At 40.7% G+C, this 22,327-nt stretch carries 26 protein-coding genes; 10 read left to right on the top strand and 16 right to left on the bottom strand.

The genetic code is table 11. From position 1 onward, the window contains the following. Positions 1-13: 13 nt before the first annotated feature. The 3 genes from AC1DQW_RS12450 to AC1DQW_RS12440 all read left to right on the top strand — a co-directional run bounded on the left by AC1DQW_RS12450 (position 14) and on the right by AC1DQW_RS12440 (position 1,964). Positions 14-226 carry a hypothetical protein gene (locus AC1DQW_RS12450; RefSeq protein ID WP_477454378.1) on the top strand — a complete coding sequence of 71 codons (213 nt, stop codon included), beginning with the start codon at positions 14-16 and terminating at the stop codon, positions 224-226. Positions 227-386: 160 nt separating this feature from the next. Beyond that, complete coding sequence (locus AC1DQW_RS12445; protein WP_477454377.1) at positions 387-677, top strand: DUF3892 domain-containing protein; 291 nt, start codon at positions 387-389, stop codon at positions 675-677. A gap of 201 nt (positions 678-878) precedes the next feature. Next, the gene (locus AC1DQW_RS12440; protein ID WP_477454376.1) at positions 879-1,964 is read left to right on the top strand and encodes a DNA topoisomerase IB; all 1,086 of its coding nucleotides are present in this window, start codon (positions 879-881) and stop codon (positions 1,962-1,964) included. 111 nt (positions 1,965-2,075) lie between these two features. Here AC1DQW_RS12440 and AC1DQW_RS12435 read toward each other — a convergent pair whose 3' ends face one another. The 4 genes from AC1DQW_RS12435 to pdxH all read right to left on the bottom strand — a co-directional run bounded on the left by AC1DQW_RS12435 (position 2,076) and on the right by pdxH (position 6,112). Then, positions 2,076-4,388 (bottom strand): M56 family metallopeptidase, encoded by a 2,313-nt coding sequence (locus tag AC1DQW_RS12435; RefSeq protein ID WP_477454375.1) that lies wholly within the window; start codon positions 4,386-4,388, stop codon positions 2,076-2,078. An 11-nt stretch (positions 4,389-4,399) separates the two neighbouring features. Then, on the bottom strand, positions 4,400-4,756 hold the full coding sequence (locus tag AC1DQW_RS12430) for a BlaI/MecI/CopY family transcriptional regulator (protein ID WP_477454374.1): 357 nt from the start codon (positions 4,754-4,756) through the stop codon (positions 4,400-4,402). A gap of 214 nt (positions 4,757-4,970) precedes the next feature. Beyond that, positions 4,971-5,468, bottom strand: a complete 498-nt coding sequence (locus tag AC1DQW_RS12425; protein ID WP_477454373.1) for an NADH-quinone oxidoreductase subunit C — start codon at positions 5,466-5,468, stop codon at positions 4,971-4,973. Further along, the gene (gene pdxH / locus AC1DQW_RS12420) at positions 5,465-6,112 is read right to left on the bottom strand and encodes a pyridoxamine 5'-phosphate oxidase (protein ID WP_477454372.1); all 648 of its coding nucleotides are present in this window, start codon (positions 6,110-6,112) and stop codon (positions 5,465-5,467) included. Before pdxH ends, AC1DQW_RS12425 begins: the two co-directional genes overlap by 4 nt. A gap of 109 nt (positions 6,113-6,221) precedes the next feature. Here pdxH and AC1DQW_RS12415 point away from each other — a divergent pair, with 109 nt between their 5' ends. After that, complete coding sequence (locus tag AC1DQW_RS12415) at positions 6,222-6,785, top strand: YqgE/AlgH family protein (RefSeq protein ID WP_477403609.1); 564 nt, start codon at positions 6,222-6,224, stop codon at positions 6,783-6,785. 118 nt (positions 6,786-6,903) lie between these two features. Here the strand turns inward: AC1DQW_RS12415 and purE are convergent, their stop codons facing one another. From purE to AC1DQW_RS12400, 3 genes are all read right to left on the bottom strand, one after another. Continuing rightward, positions 6,904-7,392 (bottom strand): 5-(carboxyamino)imidazole ribonucleotide mutase, encoded by a 489-nt coding sequence (purE, locus tag AC1DQW_RS12410; protein WP_477454371.1) that lies wholly within the window; start codon positions 7,390-7,392, stop codon positions 6,904-6,906. 126 nt (positions 7,393-7,518) lie between these two features. Next, on the bottom strand, positions 7,519-8,658 hold the full coding sequence (locus tag AC1DQW_RS12405; protein WP_477454370.1) for a 5-(carboxyamino)imidazole ribonucleotide synthase: 1,140 nt from the start codon (positions 8,656-8,658) through the stop codon (positions 7,519-7,521). A 56-nt stretch (positions 8,659-8,714) separates the two neighbouring features. Next, on the bottom strand, positions 8,715-9,104 hold the full coding sequence (locus AC1DQW_RS12400; RefSeq protein ID WP_477454369.1) for a hypothetical protein: 390 nt from the start codon (positions 9,102-9,104) through the stop codon (positions 8,715-8,717). A gap of 171 nt (positions 9,105-9,275) precedes the next feature. Here AC1DQW_RS12400 and AC1DQW_RS12395 point away from each other — a divergent pair, with 171 nt between their 5' ends. Both AC1DQW_RS12395 and AC1DQW_RS12390 read left to right on the top strand, forming a co-directional pair. After that, positions 9,276-10,730: an NADP-dependent isocitrate dehydrogenase gene (locus AC1DQW_RS12395; protein WP_477454368.1), complete on the top strand. Its 1,455-nt coding sequence runs from the start codon at positions 9,276-9,278 to the stop codon at positions 10,728-10,730. Between the two features lie 336 nt (positions 10,731-11,066). Next, positions 11,067-11,648 (top strand): fasciclin domain-containing protein, encoded by a 582-nt coding sequence (locus AC1DQW_RS12390; protein ID WP_477454367.1) that lies wholly within the window; start codon positions 11,067-11,069, stop codon positions 11,646-11,648. Between the two features lie 59 nt (positions 11,649-11,707). Here AC1DQW_RS12390 and AC1DQW_RS12385 read toward each other — a convergent pair whose 3' ends face one another. The 6 genes from AC1DQW_RS12385 to AC1DQW_RS12360 all read right to left on the bottom strand — a co-directional run bounded on the left by AC1DQW_RS12385 (position 11,708) and on the right by AC1DQW_RS12360 (position 15,587). After that, positions 11,708-12,253: a GNAT family N-acetyltransferase gene (locus AC1DQW_RS12385; RefSeq protein ID WP_477454366.1), complete on the bottom strand. Its 546-nt coding sequence runs from the start codon at positions 12,251-12,253 to the stop codon at positions 11,708-11,710. A 2-nt stretch (positions 12,254-12,255) separates the two neighbouring features. Further along, the gene (locus AC1DQW_RS12380; protein WP_477454365.1) at positions 12,256-12,756 is read right to left on the bottom strand and encodes a hypothetical protein; all 501 of its coding nucleotides are present in this window, start codon (positions 12,754-12,756) and stop codon (positions 12,256-12,258) included. Positions 12,757-12,950: 194 nt separating this feature from the next. Continuing rightward, complete coding sequence (locus tag AC1DQW_RS12375) at positions 12,951-13,850, bottom strand: alpha/beta hydrolase fold domain-containing protein (protein ID WP_477454364.1); 900 nt, start codon at positions 13,848-13,850, stop codon at positions 12,951-12,953. A 187-nt stretch (positions 13,851-14,037) separates the two neighbouring features. Next, positions 14,038-14,490, bottom strand: coding sequence for a DoxX family protein (locus AC1DQW_RS12370; RefSeq protein ID WP_477454363.1), 453 nt, complete (start codon positions 14,488-14,490; stop codon positions 14,038-14,040). A 13-nt stretch (positions 14,491-14,503) separates the two neighbouring features. Continuing rightward, on the bottom strand, positions 14,504-14,986 hold the full coding sequence (locus tag AC1DQW_RS12365) for an NADH-quinone oxidoreductase subunit B (protein ID WP_477454362.1): 483 nt from the start codon (positions 14,984-14,986) through the stop codon (positions 14,504-14,506). Further along, positions 14,979-15,587 carry an NADH-quinone oxidoreductase subunit A gene (locus AC1DQW_RS12360; RefSeq protein WP_477454361.1) on the bottom strand — a complete coding sequence of 203 codons (609 nt, stop codon included), beginning with the start codon at positions 15,585-15,587 and terminating at the stop codon, positions 14,979-14,981. The genes AC1DQW_RS12365 and AC1DQW_RS12360 overlap by 8 nt, the downstream gene beginning before the upstream one ends. On the opposite strand from AC1DQW_RS12360, the gene AC1DQW_RS12355 reads away from it, so the two are divergent. Continuing rightward, complete coding sequence (locus AC1DQW_RS12355) at positions 15,586-16,800, top strand: BaiN/RdsA family NAD(P)/FAD-dependent oxidoreductase (protein WP_477454360.1); 1,215 nt, start codon at positions 15,586-15,588, stop codon at positions 16,798-16,800. The two genes, AC1DQW_RS12360 and AC1DQW_RS12355, sit on opposite strands and share 2 nt — an antisense overlap. A 66-nt stretch (positions 16,801-16,866) precedes the next feature. On the opposite strand, the gene AC1DQW_RS12350 is transcribed toward AC1DQW_RS12355, so the two are convergent. Next, positions 16,867-17,748: a glycosyltransferase family protein gene (locus AC1DQW_RS12350; protein WP_477454359.1), complete on the bottom strand. Its 882-nt coding sequence runs from the start codon at positions 17,746-17,748 to the stop codon at positions 16,867-16,869. Positions 17,749-17,867: 119 nt separating this feature from the next. Between AC1DQW_RS12350 and AC1DQW_RS12345 the strand changes: the two genes are divergently transcribed. Then, the gene (locus AC1DQW_RS12345; RefSeq protein ID WP_477454445.1) at positions 17,868-19,064 is read left to right on the top strand and encodes an NADH-quinone oxidoreductase subunit D; all 1,197 of its coding nucleotides are present in this window, start codon (positions 17,868-17,870) and stop codon (positions 19,062-19,064) included. Positions 19,065-19,486: 422 nt separating this feature from the next. On the opposite strand, the gene AC1DQW_RS12340 is transcribed toward AC1DQW_RS12345, so the two are convergent. Then, positions 19,487-20,596, bottom strand: coding sequence for a S1C family serine protease (locus tag AC1DQW_RS12340; protein WP_477454358.1), 1,110 nt, complete (start codon positions 20,594-20,596; stop codon positions 19,487-19,489). A gap of 14 nt (positions 20,597-20,610) precedes the next feature. After that, positions 20,611-21,180, bottom strand: coding sequence for an RNA polymerase sigma factor (locus AC1DQW_RS12335; protein ID WP_477454357.1), 570 nt, complete (start codon positions 21,178-21,180; stop codon positions 20,611-20,613). A 349-nt stretch (positions 21,181-21,529) separates the two neighbouring features. Between AC1DQW_RS12335 and AC1DQW_RS12330 the strand changes: the two genes are divergently transcribed. Next, entirely contained in the window at positions 21,530-21,748 is a 219-nt protein-coding gene (locus AC1DQW_RS12330; protein ID WP_477454356.1) for a hypothetical protein, read from the top strand. A 146-nt stretch (positions 21,749-21,894) separates the two neighbouring features. Then, complete coding sequence (locus tag AC1DQW_RS12325) at positions 21,895-22,134, top strand: hypothetical protein (RefSeq protein WP_477415222.1); 240 nt, start codon at positions 21,895-21,897, stop codon at positions 22,132-22,134. Positions 22,135-22,327: the final 193 nt, after the last annotated feature.

Genomic DNA, 22,327 nt, shown 5'->3' with positions numbered 1-22,327 from the left:
ATTTAATAACATTATGGCACGCAAAAACGTAAATAAGATAGGAAAACGTGAAACCGAAGTACAAACTGCGCATAATGCATGGGAAGTGATGAAACCCTTTGTGCGTTTCGGTTTAAAGGCAATGGGATTAATTGCAGTGGCATTGATTGCTGTTATCAGGAGCATCCCAAAGCCCGATGGCAGCAAACACCCCGAACATAAGGATAATAAGATAATAAAAGTCTGATCAGCGTATCTTAGTTATAATAATTTATCTCATATTTCATAGGGTAATATCTACCTTTTACCCCGTGTTTTAACGGGGTAAAATACGGTGTTTTCACGGATTGACAGCGCCGTATAAATTTCAGAAATTTATGCCATCAATCCCTGATATAAGTAAAACGATGCCCATACAAATAACTGGTGTTACCAAAACTGACGATGAGTATGAAAATCCTTACCTGTCTATCAACTCTTTAATGTGGGTTGATGACAACACCCAAAATCGGGGAATTACAACAAGAGACGTACTTTTTGATTGGATAAATGATAATGGAACGGCTTACATCCTTGATGATGAAGGCAATAAATTCAAGCTTATTGCCGCCACAACCAAAAGTGGTTTTAAATATGTAAGAACCGTTTTCGACGAAACAAAATCAGACAAACTGCTAAATCTTTTGGCATTAAAATAATTAGTAATAAGCCTAAATCTTCGTTTTTTATACCTAAACCTTATCTGCCTTACACCCGTCATATTTATGATGGGTGTTTTTTTATTTTTTTAATGGTAAACAGGAGTTAATTTATTTCATCATATCTTATTATTCTTGTGTCGCTTGCCTGACTCACTTCAAAATAAAACTTAATTATCTCCACCTTGTTCTACCAGGGGTATGGATCGTTTACAACAAAAACTCGAAAAAATTGGTCGCGACCCTAAGATCACGGCAAAGGCGGCCGGCTTGCGGTACGCATCTGATTCGTTGCCCGGCTATACCCGCAAAAAAGTGGGTAAAGGGTGGAATTTTTATGATGCAGATGGCAAACTGGTTAAGGATAATGAACTGTTAACCCGTTTTAATAAACTGGTGATCCCCCCTGCTTATACCAATGTGTGGATTTCGCCGTACGAAAACGGGCATCTGCAGTTTACGGGCACCGATGCTGCAGGGCGCAAACAATACCGCTACCATTCCGGTTGGACCCAGATTCGTAACCAAAGTAAATATCATCGCCTGCAAAACTTCGCGGCACACCTGCCTGCTATACGTGAACAGGTTGAAAAGGATCTGAGCCGACATAACCACGATCATAAAAAAGTGGTTGCCCTTGCTGTTCGGTTAATGGAATTGACCGGTATCCGTGTGGGTAATGAATCTTATAAGAAATTATATGGCTCGTTTGGTTTAACAACCTTGCAAAACAGGCATGTTAACATTAACGGCTCTAAAATAATGTTTGAGTTTAAAGGTAAAAAAGGCGTTTTTCATAAAATTGCCCTGCAAAGTAAAAAGCTGGCACGTTTAGTGAAACAATGCCGCGAGATACCGGGGAAAGAACTTTTTCAATATTACAATGAAGCCGGCGAACGCTGCAGCATAGGCTCGGGCGATATCAATAACTACCTGAAAGAAATTACCGGGGACGATTTTACGGCCAAGGATTTCCGGACATGGGCCGGCAGTGTGAGCGCTTTATATGCGTTTAAAGAAGCTGGCGAATTTGATAACGTAACCGAATGCCGCAAAAAAATAGTGAGCGTATTGGATGAGGTGGCTATAAACCTTGGTAATACCCGCACGGTTTGCAAAAAATACTATGTACACCCAACGGTAATAAAAAGCTACGAGGAAGGAACCATCTTTAAATATATCGGCCAGCTTGATGAGCGTGAAGATATAAAAACCGCCGAGCTTAACATAGCCGAAAAAGCGTTGCTTAAACTCCTTGAAACAGAAAAACTTGCTGTCGCAAGTTAGGTGGGTGGTTGATTAGGCTGATTAAGTTAAGGAGAGCAAACTTATTAACTACTAACCATTAACTGATCCTATTTAACTTTAATCTAACCCAATCAACCGTCCGTCTAAGCACTACTTTTTCTTTTTCAGGGTGATCATGATAACACCTTGCTTTGCTTTGTCGCCGTATTTTTTTATCGCGGCATCATTTTTTAAAACAAGCATCTTATCAATATCATCGGGATTAAGGTCTTTCATTCCTCTTGATGAAGCCTCCTTACCATCTATCAGGATCAGCGGGCTGGCTTTGGTACTATCGGCCGGTCGTCTTATGTAAATAACATCAGCGCCGCTCACTGTTGTCAGGGTATCACTAATACGTTTGCCATTTACTACAATTATTTGATGAGGCGGGGTGCTGCTCCAACTGGTAACGGTTGTTGCAGTAGAGGTACCAATGCCGGAGAGCTTTTTAGTAACAGTAATATTTTTAGCGCTGGTACCTGCAACTGCGATGCCGCCTTCAGGTCCATCATCATCATTCATAGTGGCGCTACCAGGGTTAGCAGTAACCCCCTTTATTTTGATGTTCGATTTAACTGTTTTGTTTCCGTAGCCGGTAACAACCACACCTGTAAGAGGTTTTGCTGAAACCGCACCAGGTGTATTGGTTGAAACATTATACTTATAAAAAATGGTTTTTGTTTTTCCGTTAGCGTCTTTTAAGGTATCGCCTGTAATTTTAACGTCGGAAACTATAACGTTTTCTTCTTTACCTTTTAAGTTCACATCAGAAAAGTTAGTAGCGGTAGCAACATCCATATCTGGATGCACCTTTAAATAACTATCCAGCTTTTCTTTTAATTTTAATCCTTCTGCTGAATTTTTGGTAGTTATAAATATAACCCCTACGTTATCTCCTATGTTTTCATTAACCAGTTGAGCTGCCCCTTTTGCCAAACCACCTTTAAACACATTGATACTTTCAATATCATTGGGGTTAACACTTTGCATATTACCTTTTTTACCATTGATGTAGTACACTACCGAATCGCTACCAGAAATACTAAATGTTATTCTTTTTTTAGTAGTATCAGATCCATCATGATCTGCAATTTCCTTCAAAATAGCATGCACTTTGGTATTTACGCGCTCAATGGCCTCCTTATTAACGCTGTTTACTTTAATTTTACCGGTAGCAACAAGCTGCGCTATTTTTTCTCTTATTGCTTTGCCTGCGGCCGAGTTCTTACGAGTACTGTACGCGATGATGTGTTTGTCATCCCCTGCGTTAAAATACTTTTTTGCGTCAGCAGCGGTAATGTAATCGATGCTTTCGGTGTCATCGCCAAAACCAAGTTTTTTTGACACTTCCGCACCATCAATATAAAACAATGCATCGCTATTGTTATTGTTAAGTTCATCCTTCACTACAGCTGCCGAAGTTTTATTTTCATCCTTACCCGGTAAAATTGATTTTATAGTCGCGGCCATCTTATTTATACCAACCGCATTACCAACGTTGTTTGAGAGTATCGTTATCGATTTAAACGCAGCGCTCTTTTTCACAAAATCGGCCTTTGAGATACTAAAAACCAACAACATAGCAATAACAGCAGGTACAAGGAAAGCATAACGGGTTAGGTTTATTTTTGAAGATCTTTTCGCGTTCATCATGATGATCCGTTTTTTTATGGTTGATAAGTTGAAATGATTAACTATACCAGGTTGTGTGTTACTAAAACTTACAGAAACCAGGCTGTACTGGTAAGTTTTACTATCGATACCTTTTTTTAGGATTTTTTGGTCGGTTATAAACTCAATATTCTCGCGGATAGCTTTTTTCATGAGCCAGATACCGGGGTTGAACCAGTAAAATATGCTGCTAAACTCGGCAAGCAAAATATCGGCCGTATGCCATTGGTTTACGTGCACCTGCTCGTGTAATAATATGGCTTTAAGGTCGGCAGGTTCATGGTTGGCAGGGTTTACAAAAATGCTTTGCCAAAACGAAAATGGCGCTACATCTGTATTCATTACCCTTACCCGGTGATTACCAATGGTTGCAGGTTGTGAGCTTTTATATAACCTGTATAAAGAAAACAGCTGTATCATTAACCGGATAGCAAGTAAACCCGCCCCTATCCAGAAGATCGCTTCTACATACAACCAATAGTTTGGTTTATCAACCTGTTTTACCAGGGCCTGCGCCGGGGCCTGCCAGTTAATTACTACCTGTTGTACCGGTTTGGCCAATCCTTCGTATCGCTTAACAAAATCGCTCAGGTTTATTTGGGGATAAATACTGGCAAACACAATGGCTGCAAGCAAATAAAAGCGGTTAAGGGTATAAAAGGTAAGATGCCTTAATACCAGGTAATAACCTGCGCAAAACAATAACAGTGCAACATTTACTTTAAGTAAAAAAACAAATAATGCTGGCATGGCTTTATGATTTATTGTTTTTCAATCAGTTTAATGATCTCCTGCAGATCGCTGGCGCTTAGTTTCTTTTCTTTGGCAAAAAAAGTAACCAGGTCTTTATAAGAGTTTTGAAAGTAATCACTCACAAAACCACTCATAAAACGCTTTTTGTACTCCTCTTCTTTAATAGCAGCACTGTAGCGCAGCGAGTTGCCCATTTTTTCGCTTTTTAAAAATCCTTTACGTTCCAGGTTTTTTATGGTTGATGCCAGTGTGGTATACGGCGGCTTAGGTTCGCCCATCTGGTCAAGAAAATCTTTTATAAAACCCGCGCCGCTTTGCCACACTGCCTGCATAGCTTCTTCTTCCTGTTTAGATAATTTTTCCATATCAATTACGATTATTTCGTAAATCTACGATTATTTCGTAATTAACAAATTTATTTAACAATTTTTAACAAGGCAAGCTTCACCCTACCCTCTCCAAAGGAGAAGGTTCCAATGACAGCAAATAAAAAGCCTTGAGGTGTTTTTAATAACGCAAGGCTTATATGCAAATAAAAAGTTTTCTCCTCTGAAGAGGAGTTAGATGAGGCCGGGGCTCTTAATCTATTTTAATCCCCTTATAATACTCCGCAGCCTTATAATCCTTGCGAAGCGGGAAACCCTCCCAGTCATCGGGCAACAGGATGCGGCGTAAATCGGGGTGATTGGTAAAGAAGATGCCTAACAGGTCGTAAGCTTCCCGTTCATGCCAGTCGGCAGTACGATAAACGCTGGTTATGCTTTTAAATTCGGGCAGCTGATCACTTTCGCGGTCATGTGATTTGCTTACTTTAAGTGTAAGCTGTGTTTTGTACGGAATGGAAGTTAAGTGATAAACCACTCCATAACGGTTAGTTTCATCATTATAATGCACCCCGCTAATGCTGGATAGGAAATCAAAATAGGTTTTAGGATTGTTCCTCAATTCAAGACATACCCCGTCAATATCATCAGGATTAATGAGCAAAGCGGGTTGCAGCCCACCCGTTTCTTCACCTGTAATTACAGCCTCACCAAACTTTTGGGTAAGTAATAATTTGATATCGTTAAACATCATGGAGCTAAACGTACTTTTTTCCAGGTTTTTTTATCAGTTCTTTTATAAAGAATACGGTCATGCAGTCTGCTTTCACGGCCTTGCCAAAACTCCACCATCTGCGGCTTTAAAATATATCCGCCCCAATATGACGGTTTTGGAACGTCCTTACCTTCGTACTCGGTTTCCAGCTGGTTCATTTTTTCCTCCAGCACATTACGGTCATCAATCTCCTGGCTTTGTGGCGACACCAAAGCACCAAGTTGACTACCCTTAGGGCGCGAATGGAAATATCTTTCTGACTCTTCTTTGCTTAATTTTTCAATAGTACCTTCAATGCGCACCTGGCGTTCCAGTTCGCCCCAGAAGAAAGTTATTGCCCCTTGCGGATTTTTGGTTATCTCTTTACCTTTACGACTCAAGTAATTAGTATAAAATACAAAGCCTGCATGGTTAAAACCCTTTAACAAAAGTACCCGTGCCGATGGCTTTCCTGTTGTAGTAGCCGTTGCCAGTATCATTGTATTAGGTTCGGGCAATTTTGCGGTTAAGGCTTCGTTAAACCATTGTTCAAATTGGTTTATCGGGTCGGCCTTGGTGTTGTTTTCTAATAAAGTAGCGGCAGAATAATCCTGCCTTAAATTTTGTAGTTCCTGCTGATCCATTTATGCAAACTTACAAATTAATTAATCCGTATACATTGAATAGAATTCATTTTCATAAATGAACATATTTTTACTAAGCTTGTTGTATTATTATAAATTATAAACCTTTATGCTAAGTCTTATTTCGGCTGCCGCGGGGCGTTTACTTATTTCGGAACCATTTATGATGGATCCGAATTTTAAACGATCCGTTATTATACTCACAGAATTCTCTCCCGATGGCGCCATGGGTTTTATTTTAAACCACCAGGGCGAATATATGCTTGGCGATGTACTGCCAGATGTTTCCTACTCCGAGATGCCGGTTTATGAAGGTGGACCTGTGGCTAAAAACACGCTGCATTTTATCCACTGTGTTCCCGAAAAAATTGAAGGCGGTATAGAGATAGCTCCCGGTTTATTTTGGGGTGGCGATTTTGATATGGTAAAAAAACTGGCAGGCAATTATCAGCTTAGCGAAACCGAGATCAAATTTTTTGCAGGTTACTCGGGCTGGACGGCCCTTCAGCTTGAAGAAGAGATCACTGCCAACAGTTGGATAGTATCTGATAAGTTTAAATCAGAAACCCTTTTCGGCACCGACGAGCAAAATCTGTGGAAAGATGTAGTGATAAGTTTGGGTAATCGTTACGCCCATATTGCTAACTTCCCCGAAAACCCGGCGCTCAATTAAGTTAGTAGTTTGCTATTCTATTGATCACCTATTTTGGCGCGACCTGAATTCACCAGATTTGAGGATTACCATAATTTTTGGCACCCTCATCCTCAATGAATAGCAAACTGCTAATTCACTATTCCATTTCTTTGGCAGATTCTTCTACTTTTTTCTTCAGGTCTTCTTTAAAATCTATAAGATTTTTAACCAGGTATTCATCGGCAGTTGATAATATCTGTGCAGCCAGTATACCAGCGTTTTTAGCAGCGTTTAGGGCAACCGTAGCTACCGGAATACCATTAGGCATTTGCAGGATAGACAGGATAGAATCCCAGCCATCGATAGAGTTACTTGATTTTACCGGTACACCAATAACGGGTAAATGGGTTAATGAGGCCACCATTCCTGGTAAATGCGCGGCACCGCCCGCACCGGCAATAATTACCTTTATACCGCGGTCTGCAGCGGCACGGGCATAGCTAAACATCCTGTCGGGTGTGCGGTGAGCAGATACCACGGTGATTTCAAAATCAACACCTAATTCTTTTAATACATTGGCCGCATCCTGCATAATATGCAGATCTGACTTACTGCCCATGATAATGGCTACTTTTGGTTGACTCATGTTGTTATAATTCTACTTAATATTATATGTCCGTCGTTTCGAGGTACGAAGCAATCTCTAAACTATACAGGGGAGCTATGCTTTTCCACACAAACTTCGTGAGGTTTCCCGGGCTGATAGTACGACCTAACTTATTACTTTCAGCGTCTTCTGCACAAACCTTGCCTTTTCTACGGCCTTTTCTCTATCTACATCCACAATGGTAACATGTCCCATCTTCCTAAAGGGTTTGGTAAGCGCTTTGCCGTAAAGATGAACGTACACGCCTGGTACCTTTAATACTTTCTCTATCCCCTGATATATTGCAGGCCCTTCGTAGCCGGCTTCGCCTAAAACATTCACCATAATGGCGTTGTTGAGGCAGGCAGTATCGCCTAATGGCTGGTTAAATATCGCCCTTAAATGTTGTTCAAATTGAGATACCACATTACCCTCAATAGTCTGGTGACCACTATTATGCGGACGAGGCGCCAGTTCGTTCACCAATATTTTGCCATGCTTATCTAAAAACATTTCTACCGCCAGTAAACCAACAATTTTCAGGCTTTCGGCTATCTTTTTGGCTATCTGCTCGGCCTGCTGATGTATTTCGAATGGCAGGGTTGATGGCGATATCAAAAATTCAACCAGGTTGGCTTCGGGATTAAACTCCATCTCTACCAATGGGAAAGTGCTTACCTCTCCGTTTTCGTTACGGGCTACTATAACACCTATTTCCTTTTCAAAATCAATCCATTTTTCAATCAGGCTGGGCTCTTTAAAGGCTTTATCAAGATAAGTGGCATTAAGCACTTTGTAAACACCTTTACCATCATAACCATCCCTGCGTAGTTTCTGTATATAAGGGAACGGAATATAGCTTTGCTGCAATTGCTGTGGCGATGATATGATCTGGAAATCGGCAGTTGGAATATCGTTCTCTTTAAAAAACTGCTTTTGCAAACCCTTATCCTGTATCAGCCTGATAATGCGCGACTGGGGGTAAACCAGCACGCCCTCCTTTTCTAACTGTTCAAGCGCGTCAACATTCACTTTCTCAATCTCGATGGTCAGCAGATCGACGGTTTTACCAAAATTGTAAACGGTTTCATAATCACCCAACGAGCCAACGGTAAACTCGTCGCAGAGTTTACGGCATGGAGCCTCACGATCGGGGTCCAGTATTTTAACCGTAACATTATAATTTATAGCCTGTTGTATCAGCATGCGCCCCAACTGGCCGCCGCCTAAGATACCCAATTTCAGATCTCCGTAAAATGCTTTCATTTGATGTTGCAAGTTTACCTCAAATCTTTCAAAAAAGCCATAAACTGCTTAAACATCTATACCTGTGCCTGCTTTTTTACGGTTAAATAATAAAATACAGAATGAACTATTAAAAAAATGCATCCTGTAAGCAGGTAAATAATTTTGTACTGCGGAGGAAGGCCCATTGTAAATATAGTTACGATAAAAGCTATCGAACCGCCAAAATACAAAGGCAACCTTACAGGCAGATTGCGCCAATAAACTGGGTTAACCAGGAACAATGATGGCAACGACATAACGAATACAATAATATTCAGCAAAACTATCCCCTCAAAAATCTTTGGCAATGCATTGGCATAGTCTGCTCCTTTTTGATCTATGGCGTAGTAAATGCTGTTAACCGCTATGGATAAGATGACAGAGAATATAAACGTTTTAAAAAGCTGTTTGGCGCGTACTTTCATGGTTGATAGATAATGGAAAAAACACTTCTTGTTAATGCCTGTTATTATTTATGCAAATAAATGAATCAACCGGCATAAAGCTTTAATATGAATGTCACAAATTGCCGGAAAAAGTATAGCAGGCCTTAAAAGGGCTGCATTTGCGCCGTTGTTAGCATAATATATACTTCTATGAAAACCAAAATAGCAGTTGCAAATGGCGATGGGATAGGCCCCGAAATAATGCAGGCCGTACTTCGCGTTTTTGAGGCAAACAATGTGCCGCTCGCGTATGAATTTGTAGAAATGGGTAAGTCTTATTTCGATGCAGGCTACTCTACCGGGATGACACCAGAAGCTAAAGAAACCATTGAAACCCTGGGTTTATTATTTAAAGGCCCTATGGAAACCCCGAAAGGAAAAGGCGTAAAGAGCATAAATGTAACCGCCCGCAAAGTATGGAACACCTACGCCAACCAGCGCGATTTCCGCAGCCTAAACGGTGTTGATACCGTTTTCTCAAAAGCAGGCATCCCAATCAATTTAACCATTATCCGCGAAAATATAGAAGACACTTATGGAGGGATTGAGCACTTGCTTACCTATGATGTTGCTGTTGGTCGCCGTATTATTACCCGCCCGGGATCTGAGCAGGTTATTCGCTATGCATTTGAAATGGCCCGTCGCAAAGGACTTAAAAAATTAGCCTGCGGTCACAAAGCCAATATCATGAAACTTACCGACGGGTTGTTTTTAGAAGTTTTTCAGCAGGTTGCCAAAGAATACCCCGACATTGAGGCATCAGACATTATTGTGGACGACCTGTGCATGAAACTGGTAACCCGCCCGCAAACTTTTGAGGCTATCGTACTAACCAACCTCCAGGGCGACATCGTATCCGATTTGTGTGCCGGTTTAATTGGTGGTTTGGGTTTTGCACCATCAGCAAATATTGGCGATAACATATCAATTTTTGAGGCAGTACATGGTACCGCGCCAGATATTGCAGGGAAAGGCATAGCCAACCCTACCGCTTTACTTTTATCAGGTATTTCGATGCTGCGCTTCCTGGGGTTCTCCAAAAATGCTGCCGATATCGAAAACGCATTATTATATACTTTAGAGCAGGGCGTACATACCGGCGACTTTGGCGACAAAGCTACCCCTGCATCAAATACCAATAGCTTTACCGATGCCATTATTGCCAATTTAGGTAAAGTACCCGCAAATGGCGGCGTGTTTTCAAATCCTGATTTTGAAATAAAGGCCGACCACGTACAACCTTTAAAAAACAAGCTAACTGTTACCCGTAATATCAAAGAAGAAATGGTTGGTGTCGACATTTTCGTTGAATCTAAAGTTCAGCCTGCCGCACTTGCCGAAATAGCAAAAACTGTACTTACCGATAACTTCGACCTGGTGATGATCTCAAACCGTGGCACCCAGGTTTGGCCAATCGGGTCTATCTACACCGAACTGGTAAACGAGTATCGTGTACGCTTTGAAAAGAAGGCCGACCGTAATATCACTCAAAAAGAACTCCTGCACATCGCGGCAGATTTTTCTGAAAAAGTAAAAGTTTGTTCTGTTGAGTTCCTGATGAAATTCGACGGCAAAATTGGCTACACCCTGGCACAGGGGCAATAAAAAAGACACGAATTTAACAGACACTAATTTCACGAATTGGAAGACAATTTACACGAATTTACCCCAACACGTCAGTATAAATTCTTGTAAATTACTGTTCGTATAATCGTAGCAATGCATATTCGTGTAATTCGATAACATTAGTGTAATTGATGTCCTTTTATTCGTGTAATTCGATACAATTCGTGAAATTAGTGTCTACTGATAAAACATTTTTCGTAATTATTAGTTATAACATATACATTACACAACTAATTAATAATTTAAACGAAATATTATCGAAAAAACTGCTACTCATTACATTTTATTATGAACTAAATCAAAAGAAAGATGAACATGAAAAAGTCAGTTTTAATTGCCGTAGCCTCATTAGCTATTGGGTTTTTATCTAACAATGCAATTGCACAAACACAACAACAGGACACTACTAAAGCAGCAACCCCTGCAACCACTTCCGCTGCACCTTCTGCAGCCACAAGCGACGTAGTTGGCGTATTGAGTAGTAGTACAGATTTTGCTCCGCTGGCTTTAGCTGTAAAAACAGCCGACCTGGAACCTACTTTAAAAGGCCCCGGTCCGTTTACTGTATTTGCGCCCAATGACGTGGCTTTTAGCAAAGTTCCTAAACCAACCATGGATGACCTGACTAAGGACCATGCAAAACTGGCTAAAGTTTTAAAATATCACGTGGTAGCAGGTGAATATACCAAGGCTGATATTATTAAGGCACTAAGCGCCGGCAAGGGAAAAACCACAATGAAGACCGTAGATGGCGAAACACTTACCCTATCCGTGAATGATAAAAGCAATTTACAGATAGCGGATGCCAAAGGAAATGTGGCGCTGGTAATTTCGTTTGATACCATGGCATCAAACGGCGTTATACATGGATTAAACGGTGTATTAATGCCGCAATAAAGATAATTAGTCCAAATTTTAAATCCGAAGAGCCCGACAGTAAAACGCCGGGCTCTTTTTTATTCGGCGGTAATGGTTTGCCACGTAATACGGTTTATTTTGTAAACAAGCTGGCCTCCTATAGTTTCAGTATAGCTAAAATGATGCCTTTCCAGCAGTTGAACAGATCGTACATTTGCAGGAGAAGGCCATGCTGTTATAGTATCCAGTTCCATTTTGTTGAACCCATAAGCTAAAACGCTGTTAATAGCTTCCTTCATGAGACCCTTACCTTGTTCTGATGGCAATAATTCATAACCTATTTCGGCGCTTACAGCTTCATAATTAAGGTTCCAGTAACAAATTGCTCCTATAAGTTTACCTGTACTTTTAAGTTCAACACCCCAATAAACACCTTGCTTATCGGCCATATCCTTCCTCCGCGCTTCAATAAACTGCGTTATCGCTTCAGGGGTTTGCACGGAACTGCGGCCAATATAGCGGTTTACCTCATCGTTGCTGCGGATGGCTAACAATTGTTCTGCATCTGCATATTTCAGTGCTCTTAACAGTAAACGCTCAGTATCCAATTCCGGAAATTGTACCGAAGGGAACTTAACAGGCATACTTACCAGGTGAAAGTTTTAGAGGCCCAATATTTTTTATCTGCAATAAGGGCTATTGGCAGGCCTATGCAAACTATCATGATAATTATCCCGGTTATGGCAACCTGAACCCCGATGGGCTGAAAACCGATCTTACTTGCCGGCACAACAGCCAGGTTCATTACCAGCCATGCGATAACACCGTAACACACAGCAATTAAATATTTATTACCCAAACGCTTATCAAAAGCCGGATAAAGCAGGTAGAAGGCGATAGTAAACAAAAAAGCAATAAGGTAATGGAATACAATACCTGCCACTACCATTTCGATACCGCCATTAAATGCCGCTTTACCAAATACCGCGCTTGCAATAAACTTAAAAATAATATCAGCGTTAATACTGCCGCTTGTAATATAGTTCCAGATGATGGCGGCTATACCATCAAGCGTACCGGTTAAAAACCCGAGCCATAAAATAGTAAGTATGGCATTTTGCTTTAGTATGATGTTTTTTGCAGCCATGACAGTAAGATTTAATACTATAAAGTTATGCTTTTTATAAAAAGCACTCTGCATTGATGCAGTTTATTTTTTGCAATTAAATAAAATATCAAAACTGATTCCCGGCGTTTCGTCAATAACTGGAATGCGCTGTGATATTACGAACAACTTTTAAAAGAAATAGTAAAAGAGCGTAATGTGATGCAATCCCGATCTTATTTCAAATACTCATCCAGGTAATAAAATACCTTATTCCTGATATCTTCCGCATCAAACATTACGCCGTAATGTGGGGCATTGGGCACGATGATCAACTCATTTTTTACGCCGGCAAGTTTCAGGTGTAAGCTAAGTGATATGGATTGCTGAGGATCTACGGATTCATCCTTTTCACCCTGTATTATCAGGAATGGCGGATCATTTTTATCTGCATAAGTAACGGGGCTGGCTGTTTTGGCCAGGTCGGGCCGGTCAAACACCCTGGCGCCCAACAATAAAGTTAACGGGCTTTTAGGATCTGGTGATTGGTTGCCCCTGATGGATAAAAAATCAGATGGTCCATAAAAATCAAGCACAAGCTTAATTTTAAAACTGGTCTTTTTTTCTGCCGGATAAAACCCTGCTACATTATTGTTATTAGATAAGCCCATTAACGACGCCAGGTGTCCGCCCGCCGAGAAGCCTATGAGCGCGAATTTATTGCGGTCGAGTTTATATTTTGATGYGTTTTGATATAAAAACTCCACCGCCTGGTTACAATCCTGTATTTGTGCCGGGAAAGGGGCAGTTGTGCTGTGCCGGTAATCTATAGATGCAACCGCGTATCCTTTGTCTATAAAACCTTTTAGAGTTTGAGTCATATAACCCATATCTGCATATTTATCATTCATCATCCACGCGCCGCCATGAATCCAAATCACTACCGGGTAGCTGCTCTTAACAACCGGTGGCAGGTAAATATCCAGCAGGTGTTTTTTAAGGGTATCATTGGCGTAAGGTACATTACTAATGAATGTTGTGCCTTTGGGAAAAATATCCTGCTTAGGATTGGTTTGGGCGGTAGTATAGTTGCTGATGCATATCAACGCAATAAAAAGTTTGAAAATATTTTTCATAATTAGTTGGTTTGCTTAAAGGTAGAGGATAATTTGTAGAAAAACAGCATAATTTGAAGGGCTGCTAATTAATATTTTGCATGCTGCCTTTTGAGATATATTGGAGATAAAAACATTAATGATCCATAACCAAATCTGGCTTAGGCAATGTTGTCAACAATGGGGAAATCGGAGCGGTTGTTATTCTTTATAACCCTACTGAAAAATACAGCACCCAACCAATAAACAACAACTGTAAAGGAATCCGAAACCATAAATAAGCCGTCCCGCTGCCATCATATGTCGCCTTTTCAAAGTTGATATGTTTTATAGCAGCATTGATGTTGGCAGGCAGCATGAGGACAAACATAACGAGGAGTAAAATACCAGCAACATGCCTGCTTGCATTAAATAATAGGGCAATACCAAGAGCTGGCTCTAAAATACCGGTAAAATAAACCAGGAACCTTTTAAAGGGAACAAAAACCGGCATCATCATTACCATACCATCCGTATACATAAAATGCCCCAGAGACGAAAAGCATAGCATCAACATCATGGCCAGGTTACCGCTAAAGATGACATTCCAGTCGCCGACAAAAAAATGAGAAATAATAACGGATACGATAAAAGTTGAAAGAAGGACGATAAGTACTTTCATACGTGAATTTTCTTTACGCCTTTATCAAATGCTCACCCTCAATCTTTTTCTGCAGTTCTAATATAGCCCCTATTAAAGCCTCGGGACGTGGCGGGCAGCCTTGCACATACACATCAACAGGGATCACTCTGTCAACCCCCTTTACCACATGATAACCATACTGCCAGTATGGGCCGCCGCAGTTGGAGCATGACCCCATCGAGATAACGTATTTGGGTTCGGGCATTTGCTCGTACAGGCGTTTAATGCGTTCGGCCATTTTAAAGGTAACTGTACCGGCTATGATGATCACATCGGCCTGGCGGGCTGATGGGCGCGGGAAAACGCCGAAACGGTCAAGGTCATAAGTAGAAGCCATAGAGCCCATCATTTCAATGGCGCAGCAGGCTATTCCAAAGCTCAATGGCCACAAGGACGATAAACGCGCCCAGTTAAGTAAGTCGTTCATTTTGGTGATCACTACACCACCATCTTCGCTGGTTATATCGCTACTCATTTGCAGGCTTTTTAAAGGTGGGTTTAAACATAGGTTTCCTTGGCGGCGGTAATTCCGTCGGCGTTTCGGCAGCAGCTGTTTCGGCAACCGGCTCATTACCCATGCTAAAGGCTTTTACGGTGAATTTACTTTGCTCCAGGTTCAGTTTTTCATAAAACGACGCAGGAATATTCACATCGGTGGTTGGCACCATAGGTTTGGCTTTTATCCATTCCAGGTCGCCCTTTACCCAGGCGTAAACTAAGCCTAATATCAGGATACCTAAAAAAATAAACATTTCGGCTAAAGAAAACCATCCCCAACGGGCATCCTTCGCTATCAGTTCATGATTACCAAATACGGTAGCCCAGGGAAAAACAAATACCATTTCTACATCAAACAATAAAAATATCAGCGCTATTACATAAAAACGCGAATTAAAGGGTAGCCAGGCATTTCCGGTAGGCTCTTCGCCACATTCATAGGAAGTTAGCTTCTCGTAGTTGGGGTTATCGGGGGCCAATAACCTGTTAAAAAAAAATATCACGCACACCATAATTATTCCGGTGATAAGAAAGATGAGTATCTTTCCAAATTCTGATATTTGCGAAACCTCGGTCATGACTACAAATTTAACAAAACAAACAGATTTTGATGCAATAATAATTGGCGGCGGAGCGTGCGGACTCATGTGCGCTGTACAAGCCGGCTTTTTAGGCAAGCGTACACTCGTCCTTGAAAAGAATGACCGTGTGGGCGCCAAGATCCTTATCAGCGGCGGTGGCAGGTGCAATTATACCAACCTGTACGCAACCCATCAGCAGTTTATCTCGCAAAATCAACACTTCTGTAAATCAGCCTTTTCGCAATGGACGGTGGATGATACCATCAGCTTTTTTGAAACTTACGGCATCGAAGGCAAAGAAAAAACGCTGGGCCAGCTATTCCCGGTGAGTGACAATGCTAAAGATGTGGTACAGATTTTTACCAGCCTTTGTGCCGACCTTAGCCAGGAAATATGGTGCAATGCCGACGTAAAAATAATTGAAAAAACTAACGATGGTTTTACCGTTCGTGCAGAAATTAATGGCCGGCAGGAGTATATAAGCGCGCCAAATGTTGTAATTGCAGCCGGAGGTTTACCCATTCCCAAAATGGGTGCTACCGATTTTGGGTTACGCACCGCCCGTCAGTTCGATTTAAAAATTGAAGATACCGCTCCTGCACTTGTACCGCTAACCATTACGGGTAAAGACCAGCCATGGTATGAGCAATTATCGGGCAACAGTATTTTTTGCCGGGTTTGGAACGACAGGATCAGCTTTGAAGAAAACATCCTGTTTACGCATTGGGGCTTAAGCGGTCCCGCCATCCTGCAGATTTCCTCGTACTGGAAACCAGGAGAGTATATTTATATCGATCTACTCCCCAATCAAAACATTGCCGACCTGATTCAGCAGGAAAAGGAAACAAACGGTAAAAAAATGCTGCTGGCCTACCTTGCCGGCTTATACACCCGCAAATTTGCCGAAGCATTAAGCGATAAGCTACCCGTAGAAAAGAACCTGGCATCCCTCACCAAAACCGAAATTGAAGATATCGGCATATTGATCCATGAATTTAAAGTAAAACCTGCCGGCGATAAAGGTTACGATAAAGCCGAGGTAATGCGCGGAGGTGTATCAACCAATGAGCTATCATCTAAAACACTGGAGGCTAAAAAAGTTCCCGGCCTGTTTTTTGGCGGCGAATGTGTAGATGTTACAGGATGGCTGGGCGGCTACAATTTTCAATGGGCCTGGGCAAGCGGGTTTGTTATAGCGCAAAATCTTTGATCAGAATTTTCAGAAATTAAGAGTAAGGAGAATATTACCCCTATCGTGAATGAGGGGAAGAAAACATTACCTTTCCACAATTTCATAATTTCTGTACTCCCCTATCCGCCAGCCGGTTAATTGTTCTATTTTTTGAAGCAGCTTGCGGCGAAAGGTCATCGCTTTGCGCAGTTGTTTAGTACTAAAATCAATGTTCCAATTGGTGGCAGTAATTCGTTTTTGAATAGGAGCCGGGTGCGTACCGGTAAAACGGATAAGCTTATCGGCATTGCTATAATCAAACTCATAAGTTTCGGGCAGGTTTTGCTCCATCCAGGCATCATCATGGTAAAACTTATTGAAGTTACGGATCTTGTTGTTGAGGCCATGGGGTGGCTTAGCCCAACCATAATGATAAATGTAGGCATCAATCAACTTTACTTTTATCTTGCGGTCATCAAGGCGAAAGCCCTGTGCATCACGGTAGGCTTTGATGCCTTTGATGTTTTTGAGCAACCGGATCTCGCGGCGATACCAGCGTCTCGAATCGCCGTAGTAATCATAGGAGCCATAAAAATGCAGGTATTTAAATAACAAGCCTTCAATATTGGGTTTGGTTAGTGCATCTTCCATCTCCCTTTTAATAAGAGGGTGATATTTTTCGTGTACTGCCTCATCACCCTGGATATAAAAAGCCCAGTCGCTATCCGGCGAAATTGCTGCAAATGCTTTATCCGTTTCCACCGCAAAAACACGTCCGCCATCTTTTAATGAATCATCCCAAACAGTATCAATGATCTTGATTTTAGGTGAGCCGATAGCCTCAATTAATTCGCGGGTACCATCATCAGAGTTGCCGGCTGCTACTATAAACTCATCGCAAAGGGGTAAAATAGAATTAATAGCTTCAACAATGGGGTAGTCGTTTTTAACCGCGTTTCTTATAAATGTAAATCCGGATACTTTCATTAGGGCAAAGGTATTTAAAAGTTTTTGTCGCGAATTGGCCCGATAAATAAAAAAAAAGTTGATTTTTGATATTCAATCCCGGGATTGAATAATAAATTAAACGGAAGGCAACATTGGTGATCACTAATCCAAAATACGAGGAAGCTCTACTTAATTACAACAAAAAAATTGCCGATGCCAGTGTCGAGGATATGGTGCTTAATATGGGCCCGCAACATCCATCCACCCACGGCGTTTTACGTTTGGAACTGATCACTGACGGCGAAATTGTAAAAGAAGTTATCCCTCACATAGGTTACCTGCACCGCTGTTTTGAAAAACATGCCGAATCATTAACCTACCAGCAAACCATTCCTTTTACCGACAGGCTTGATTACCTGGCATCTATGAACAATAGCCATGCTTTTGTAATGGGCGTTGAGCGCATGATGGGCATTGATAAAGATATCCCTAAACGTATTGAGTATATCCGTGTGCTGGTTTGCGAGCTTAACCGCATTGCATCGCACCTGATAGCCATTGGCACCTATGGCATTGATATTGGCGCCTTCACGCCTTTTTTATGGTGCTTTAGAGATCGCGAACATATTATGGGCATGCTGGAGTGGGCATCCGGCTCACGTATGCTGTACAATTACATCTGGGTTGGCGGCTTGTTTTACGATTTGCCGGTTGGCTTTGAAGAACGCTGCCGCGATTTTGTAGAGTACTTTAAACCCAAAATGGTTGAGCTTAACCAGCTGCTTACCGATAATCAGGTATTTATATCCCGCACGGCCAATGTAGGTGTGCTGCCACTTGATGTAGCTATCAACTATGGTTGCTCGGGCCCAATGCTGCGTGCTTCGGGATTGAAATGGGATTTACGCCGGATTGACAACTATTCGGCCTACCCCGAACTTGATTTCGAAATCCCTATAGGTACAGGCCTCATGGGCACCGTTGGCGATTGCTGGGATCGTTATAAAATAAGGGTTGATGAAATAGAACAATCCCTGAGGATAGTGGAACAATGCCTCGACCGCCTGCAGAACGAATTGAAGCGCACGCCGGATTTTGATCCGCGGGCCAAAATGCCGCGCAAAACCATACCCAAAGCACAGGACTATTATGTACGCTGCGAAGGCGCCAAAGGCGAGCTTGGTTTTTATTTTATGACCGATGGCAAATCCGAGATCCCCGTACGTGTAAAGGCCCGCGGCCCAAGCTTTAATAATCTTTCTGTACTGCCCGAAATTTCGAAGGGCGTGCTGATAGCCGATTTGATTGCCATTGTAGGCTCGATAGATTTTGTTTTGGGAGAAGTGGACAGGTAATTTTTCAATAAAAAAACCGATAATATCCGTATACCGTTGATTTACCTTTGGTTAACCTTTCTGCTACCTTTGCTACACTTTTCGTAACCCGTACGGATACTTTTCTGATGCCTTTCAAATACCGTAAAATTGATATCAAATCAATACAAAGATCTAAAAATCAGATAATTAAATAGATAAAACAATTGTTTTTTTTATTCTCCGGACTTTTCAGGGTTGCTAACAATCCCGTTTTTCAAAAAACTATACAATATATGAAATTAATCGACCAATACCAAAAACCTGCAATGGAATTCAGGGAATTTGTTTAAAAAAGGAGGCGCTTACGGAGCCAAAAAATAAGACACAGATAGTCCAAACAAAAAAAGAGACACCTTTCAGTATCTCCTTTCAATTATTAATTTTTATTGGAATTGGGCGTATTAATAAGCTTTAACCATGAACACATAGTTTTTTAGCTTTTTGAGTTGTTGTGGGCGGGTTAAACCAGCCAGGGTATTTTTTGTACTTATGTTCAAATCCTTGCTCAACGAGTCGGGTGGTATATTTTGTATCGCTTTTAACAAATAGGCCGATTTTTTTGCAAAACCCGCACCAGCCATATCCGGCTGCCTGCCACTTATTATACCTATTACGTTCCCTCTGTTATCCAATAAAGGACCACCGCTGTTACCCGGGTTAACAGGGATAGAAACCTGGTATTCGGTTGTATCACCAGAATGACCATTCCTTGCCGTTAATGAACCTGGCCCAAAATTTTCTTCGCCGCTTGGATATCCGAATGTATAAACCTCTTCCCCAAGATCACTTAATGTTTTTTTGAAGTTGTAAGGCACATTGCCAAGATCTTTAAACGCAGGATCGTTTATCTGCAATATCGCTATATCATATTTAGGCTCGGTATAAATAACCTTAGCACGAAACGACTCTCCGGCTGCATCCTGCACGTATACAGAATCAGCATCTCTTATGATATGATAGTCTGTTGCTATATAACCATTTGAAGATAAAGCAAAGCCAGTACCTCTAAAATTTCCCGGATTAACAAGTTTCTTCGACTTATCGTTTATGCCTTGCTTAGCTAAATTATCGGTCGTTTTGGCCAATTTATCTGTTTTATTGTTAAGCTGATCAACTTTTTGACTTAACAATTCTACGTCATTTGAATTACGGTTATTCAATTTACCGGTAAAAAACAATGTACTTAAAATAGCGAAAATAGCGATGGAAGCAGCCACCGATATTTTTGAATGGTGATGCCTCCACATATTCACTATCCAGTTAGGCTTAATTAAAAGCTCTTCCTTCAGGGCATGTACATCAATCTCGCCGTGAATAGCATCCAAACGTTTCTCCAATTCAATGCGTTCGCCGTATTGCTTAATTAAGCCTACAAATAGCTTATGCTCAATTACCTTGCTATCAACATTGGCGTCTTTTTTTCGCAGCGTCTCAAATTCGGCGCACTCGGCAGCGGTCATATCGCCATTAAGGTACCGTTCAATTAATTCCAGAATAAGGTTCTCGCTCATCTCTTTTCTCTCCTTTACTTCTGCTGAAAAAATAACTTTTTCAGCCTTTGCAGGCATTTATACTTTTGCGTTTTGGCATTATCGGCATTGGTGTATCCAAAACGTTCGCAGATCTCCTGCATCGATCTGTTATGTATATAAAAATCTTCCATAATGGTTTTACAGGGTTCGCCTAATAACTGGAGCGCTGCATCCATTTTATTAAACTGCATGTCCCGGTCATTATGTTTTTCAACCTCATCATCAACAGGCAGATATTCCTCAAAATCCCTGATGTCTCCCCCGTACCTGTTCATCTGGCTCAGCCTTTTAAGCCAAAGCCTGCGGCAAACCGAATAAATATATGTTTTAAGCTTACTGCTTAATTCAAACTCGCCCGATTTTACCTTATTATAAAGAACAATGATTGCTTCCTGGTAAACATCCTTGGCATCATCCTCATTCCCGTTGTTGTTGATAATTAACTGTAATATCATCGGGAAATAGGTGGTATACAACCTTTTTAATACTATTTCCGAATTGTTAAGTATCCCGAGAACTATTTCGCTATCTGTTGGCGCCGAAGCTTTTAAGTCTTTATTCACTCTTAATACTGTTTATACGAAATTGTAACCCAATACAATTAAAAAAAATAATTGCATTCAATAAAATTACAAAACCTGGTGAAATACGCTGCGGTCTTTAAAACTACGTTTTAAAACATCAAACCGGTTTTAATACGGTAAACGCAGCAAGGTAACCCCTATTATTTTTTAATAACCGACGGCAAATCTGCAACAAAAAAAACGCCGGGCAAAACATTCTGTAAAGGCTAAAAACACTACAAAATCTATGGAATTTATTTTTTATCAAATTTCATGGGTTACCTTTTTAAATATATGGTATTAACAACGAAAACGATCAAAAAATATTAACATTTTAAAACTCACGAAAATGAAAAATTTATTAAAAACAGGTTTTGTTGCTTTAGTTATTGCTGTTTCTTTCTCAGCTTGTGGTGGTACTGCTAAAACTGAAGGTGGTGATTCAACTAAAATTGATTCAGCTAAAGTTGATTCAGCTAAAGCAGATTCAGCTACTAAAGTTGATTCAACTGCTAAATCTGGTGCTGCTGCTGTTGATTCAGTAAAGAAAGACACTACAAAAAAATAATTGCTGATAAAGCATATTAAAAAGGGCATATAGTTGCCAACTATGCTCCCTTTTTATCGATTTTTTAGTTTTTTTACAATAAAAAAAGGTAATCTGTAATTTTATTTTAAAATTATGGGTTACCTTTTTTTGTTTGCGGTATTAACATGAAAACTATTAAATCACTTATTAAAAAATTAAACATGAAAAATTCATTCAAATTAGGCTTAGTTGCCTTAGCTATCGCTACTTCATTTGCAGCTTGTAAAGGTTCTGGTTCTTCATCTGCTGCAGATTCAGCTAAAGCAGATTCAGCTAAAATGGACTCAGCTAAAATGGATACTGCTGCTAAAATGGATACTACTAAAGCTGACACAGCTAAAACTGACACAGCTAAAAAAATGTAATCTTACTTTTATTAAAGTAAAAAAACGCTCCCGATTTTCGGAAGCGTTTTTTTTGTGAGCTGATATTAGTAGCAAACAGTTAGATTTTTAATTTGGTTTACTACAAATATTTAGCAATAAGCTTGATTATTTATCGCCAAATAAAAGAACCTGGCGACAAGGTCGATCCTATTATATTCAATGAACATTATCA

The organism is Mucilaginibacter sp. P5_A4 (assembly GCF_056400605.1).
This window is presented reverse-complemented; position numbering and strand designations above follow the sequence as displayed.

Coding starts and splice junctions, on each gene's coding strand:
- AC1DQW_RS12365 (WP_477454362.1), bottom strand. CDS start 14,986: ATGAGTAGCGATATAACCAGCGAAGATGGTGGTGTAGTGATCACCAAA.
- AC1DQW_RS12360 (WP_477454361.1), bottom strand. CDS start 15,587: ATGACCGAGGTTTCGCAAATATCAGAATTTGGAAAGATACTCATCTTT.
- AC1DQW_RS12390 (WP_477454367.1), top strand. CDS start 11,067: ATGAAAAAGTCAGTTTTAATTGCCGTAGCCTCATTAGCTATTGGGTTT.
- AC1DQW_RS12405 (WP_477454370.1), bottom strand. CDS start 8,658: ATGAAAGCATTTTACGGAGATCTGAAATTGGGTATCTTAGGCGGCGGC.
- AC1DQW_RS12385 (WP_477454366.1), bottom strand. CDS start 12,253: ATGCCTGTTAAGTTCCCTTCGGTACAATTTCCGGAATTGGATACTGAG.
- AC1DQW_RS12440 (WP_477454376.1), top strand. CDS start 879: ATGGATCGTTTACAACAAAAACTCGAAAAAATTGGTCGCGACCCTAAG.
- AC1DQW_RS12450 (WP_477454378.1), top strand. CDS start 14: ATGGCACGCAAAAACGTAAATAAGATAGGAAAACGTGAAACCGAAGTA.
- AC1DQW_RS12350 (WP_477454359.1), bottom strand. CDS start 17,748: ATGAAAGTATCCGGATTTACATTTATAAGAAACGCGGTTAAAAACGAC.
- AC1DQW_RS12325 (WP_477415222.1), top strand. CDS start 21,895: ATGAAAACTATTAAATCACTTATTAAAAAATTAAACATGAAAAATTCA.
- purE (WP_477454371.1), bottom strand. CDS start 7,392: ATGAGTCAACCAAAAGTAGCCATTATCATGGGCAGTAAGTCAGATCTG.
- pdxH (WP_477454372.1), bottom strand. CDS start 6,112: ATGGATCAGCAGGAACTACAAAATTTAAGGCAGGATTATTCTGCCGCT.
- AC1DQW_RS12425 (WP_477454373.1), bottom strand. CDS start 5,468: ATGATGTTTAACGATATCAAATTATTACTTACCCAAAAGTTTGGTGAG.
- AC1DQW_RS12430 (WP_477454374.1), bottom strand. CDS start 4,756: ATGGAAAAATTATCTAAACAGGAAGAAGAAGCTATGCAGGCAGTGTGG.
- AC1DQW_RS12380 (WP_477454365.1), bottom strand. CDS start 12,756: ATGGCTGCAAAAAACATCATACTAAAGCAAAATGCCATACTTACTATT.
- AC1DQW_RS12330 (WP_477454356.1), top strand. CDS start 21,530: ATGAAAAATTTATTAAAAACAGGTTTTGTTGCTTTAGTTATTGCTGTT.
- AC1DQW_RS12435 (WP_477454375.1), bottom strand. CDS start 4,388: ATGCCAGCATTATTTGTTTTTTTACTTAAAGTAAATGTTGCACTGTTA.
- AC1DQW_RS12415 (WP_477403609.1), top strand. CDS start 6,222: ATGCTAAGTCTTATTTCGGCTGCCGCGGGGCGTTTACTTATTTCGGAA.
- AC1DQW_RS12400 (WP_477454369.1), bottom strand. CDS start 9,104: ATGAAAGTACGCGCCAAACAGCTTTTTAAAACGTTTATATTCTCTGTC.
- AC1DQW_RS12445 (WP_477454377.1), top strand. CDS start 387: ATGCCCATACAAATAACTGGTGTTACCAAAACTGACGATGAGTATGAA.
- AC1DQW_RS12340 (WP_477454358.1), bottom strand. CDS start 20,596: ATGAGCGAGAACCTTATTCTGGAATTAATTGAACGGTACCTTAATGGC.
- AC1DQW_RS12355 (WP_477454360.1), top strand. CDS start 15,586: ATGACTACAAATTTAACAAAACAAACAGATTTTGATGCAATAATAATT.
- AC1DQW_RS12395 (WP_477454368.1), top strand. CDS start 9,276: ATGAAAACCAAAATAGCAGTTGCAAATGGCGATGGGATAGGCCCCGAA.
- AC1DQW_RS12370 (WP_477454363.1), bottom strand. CDS start 14,490: ATGAAAGTACTTATCGTCCTTCTTTCAACTTTTATCGTATCCGTTATT.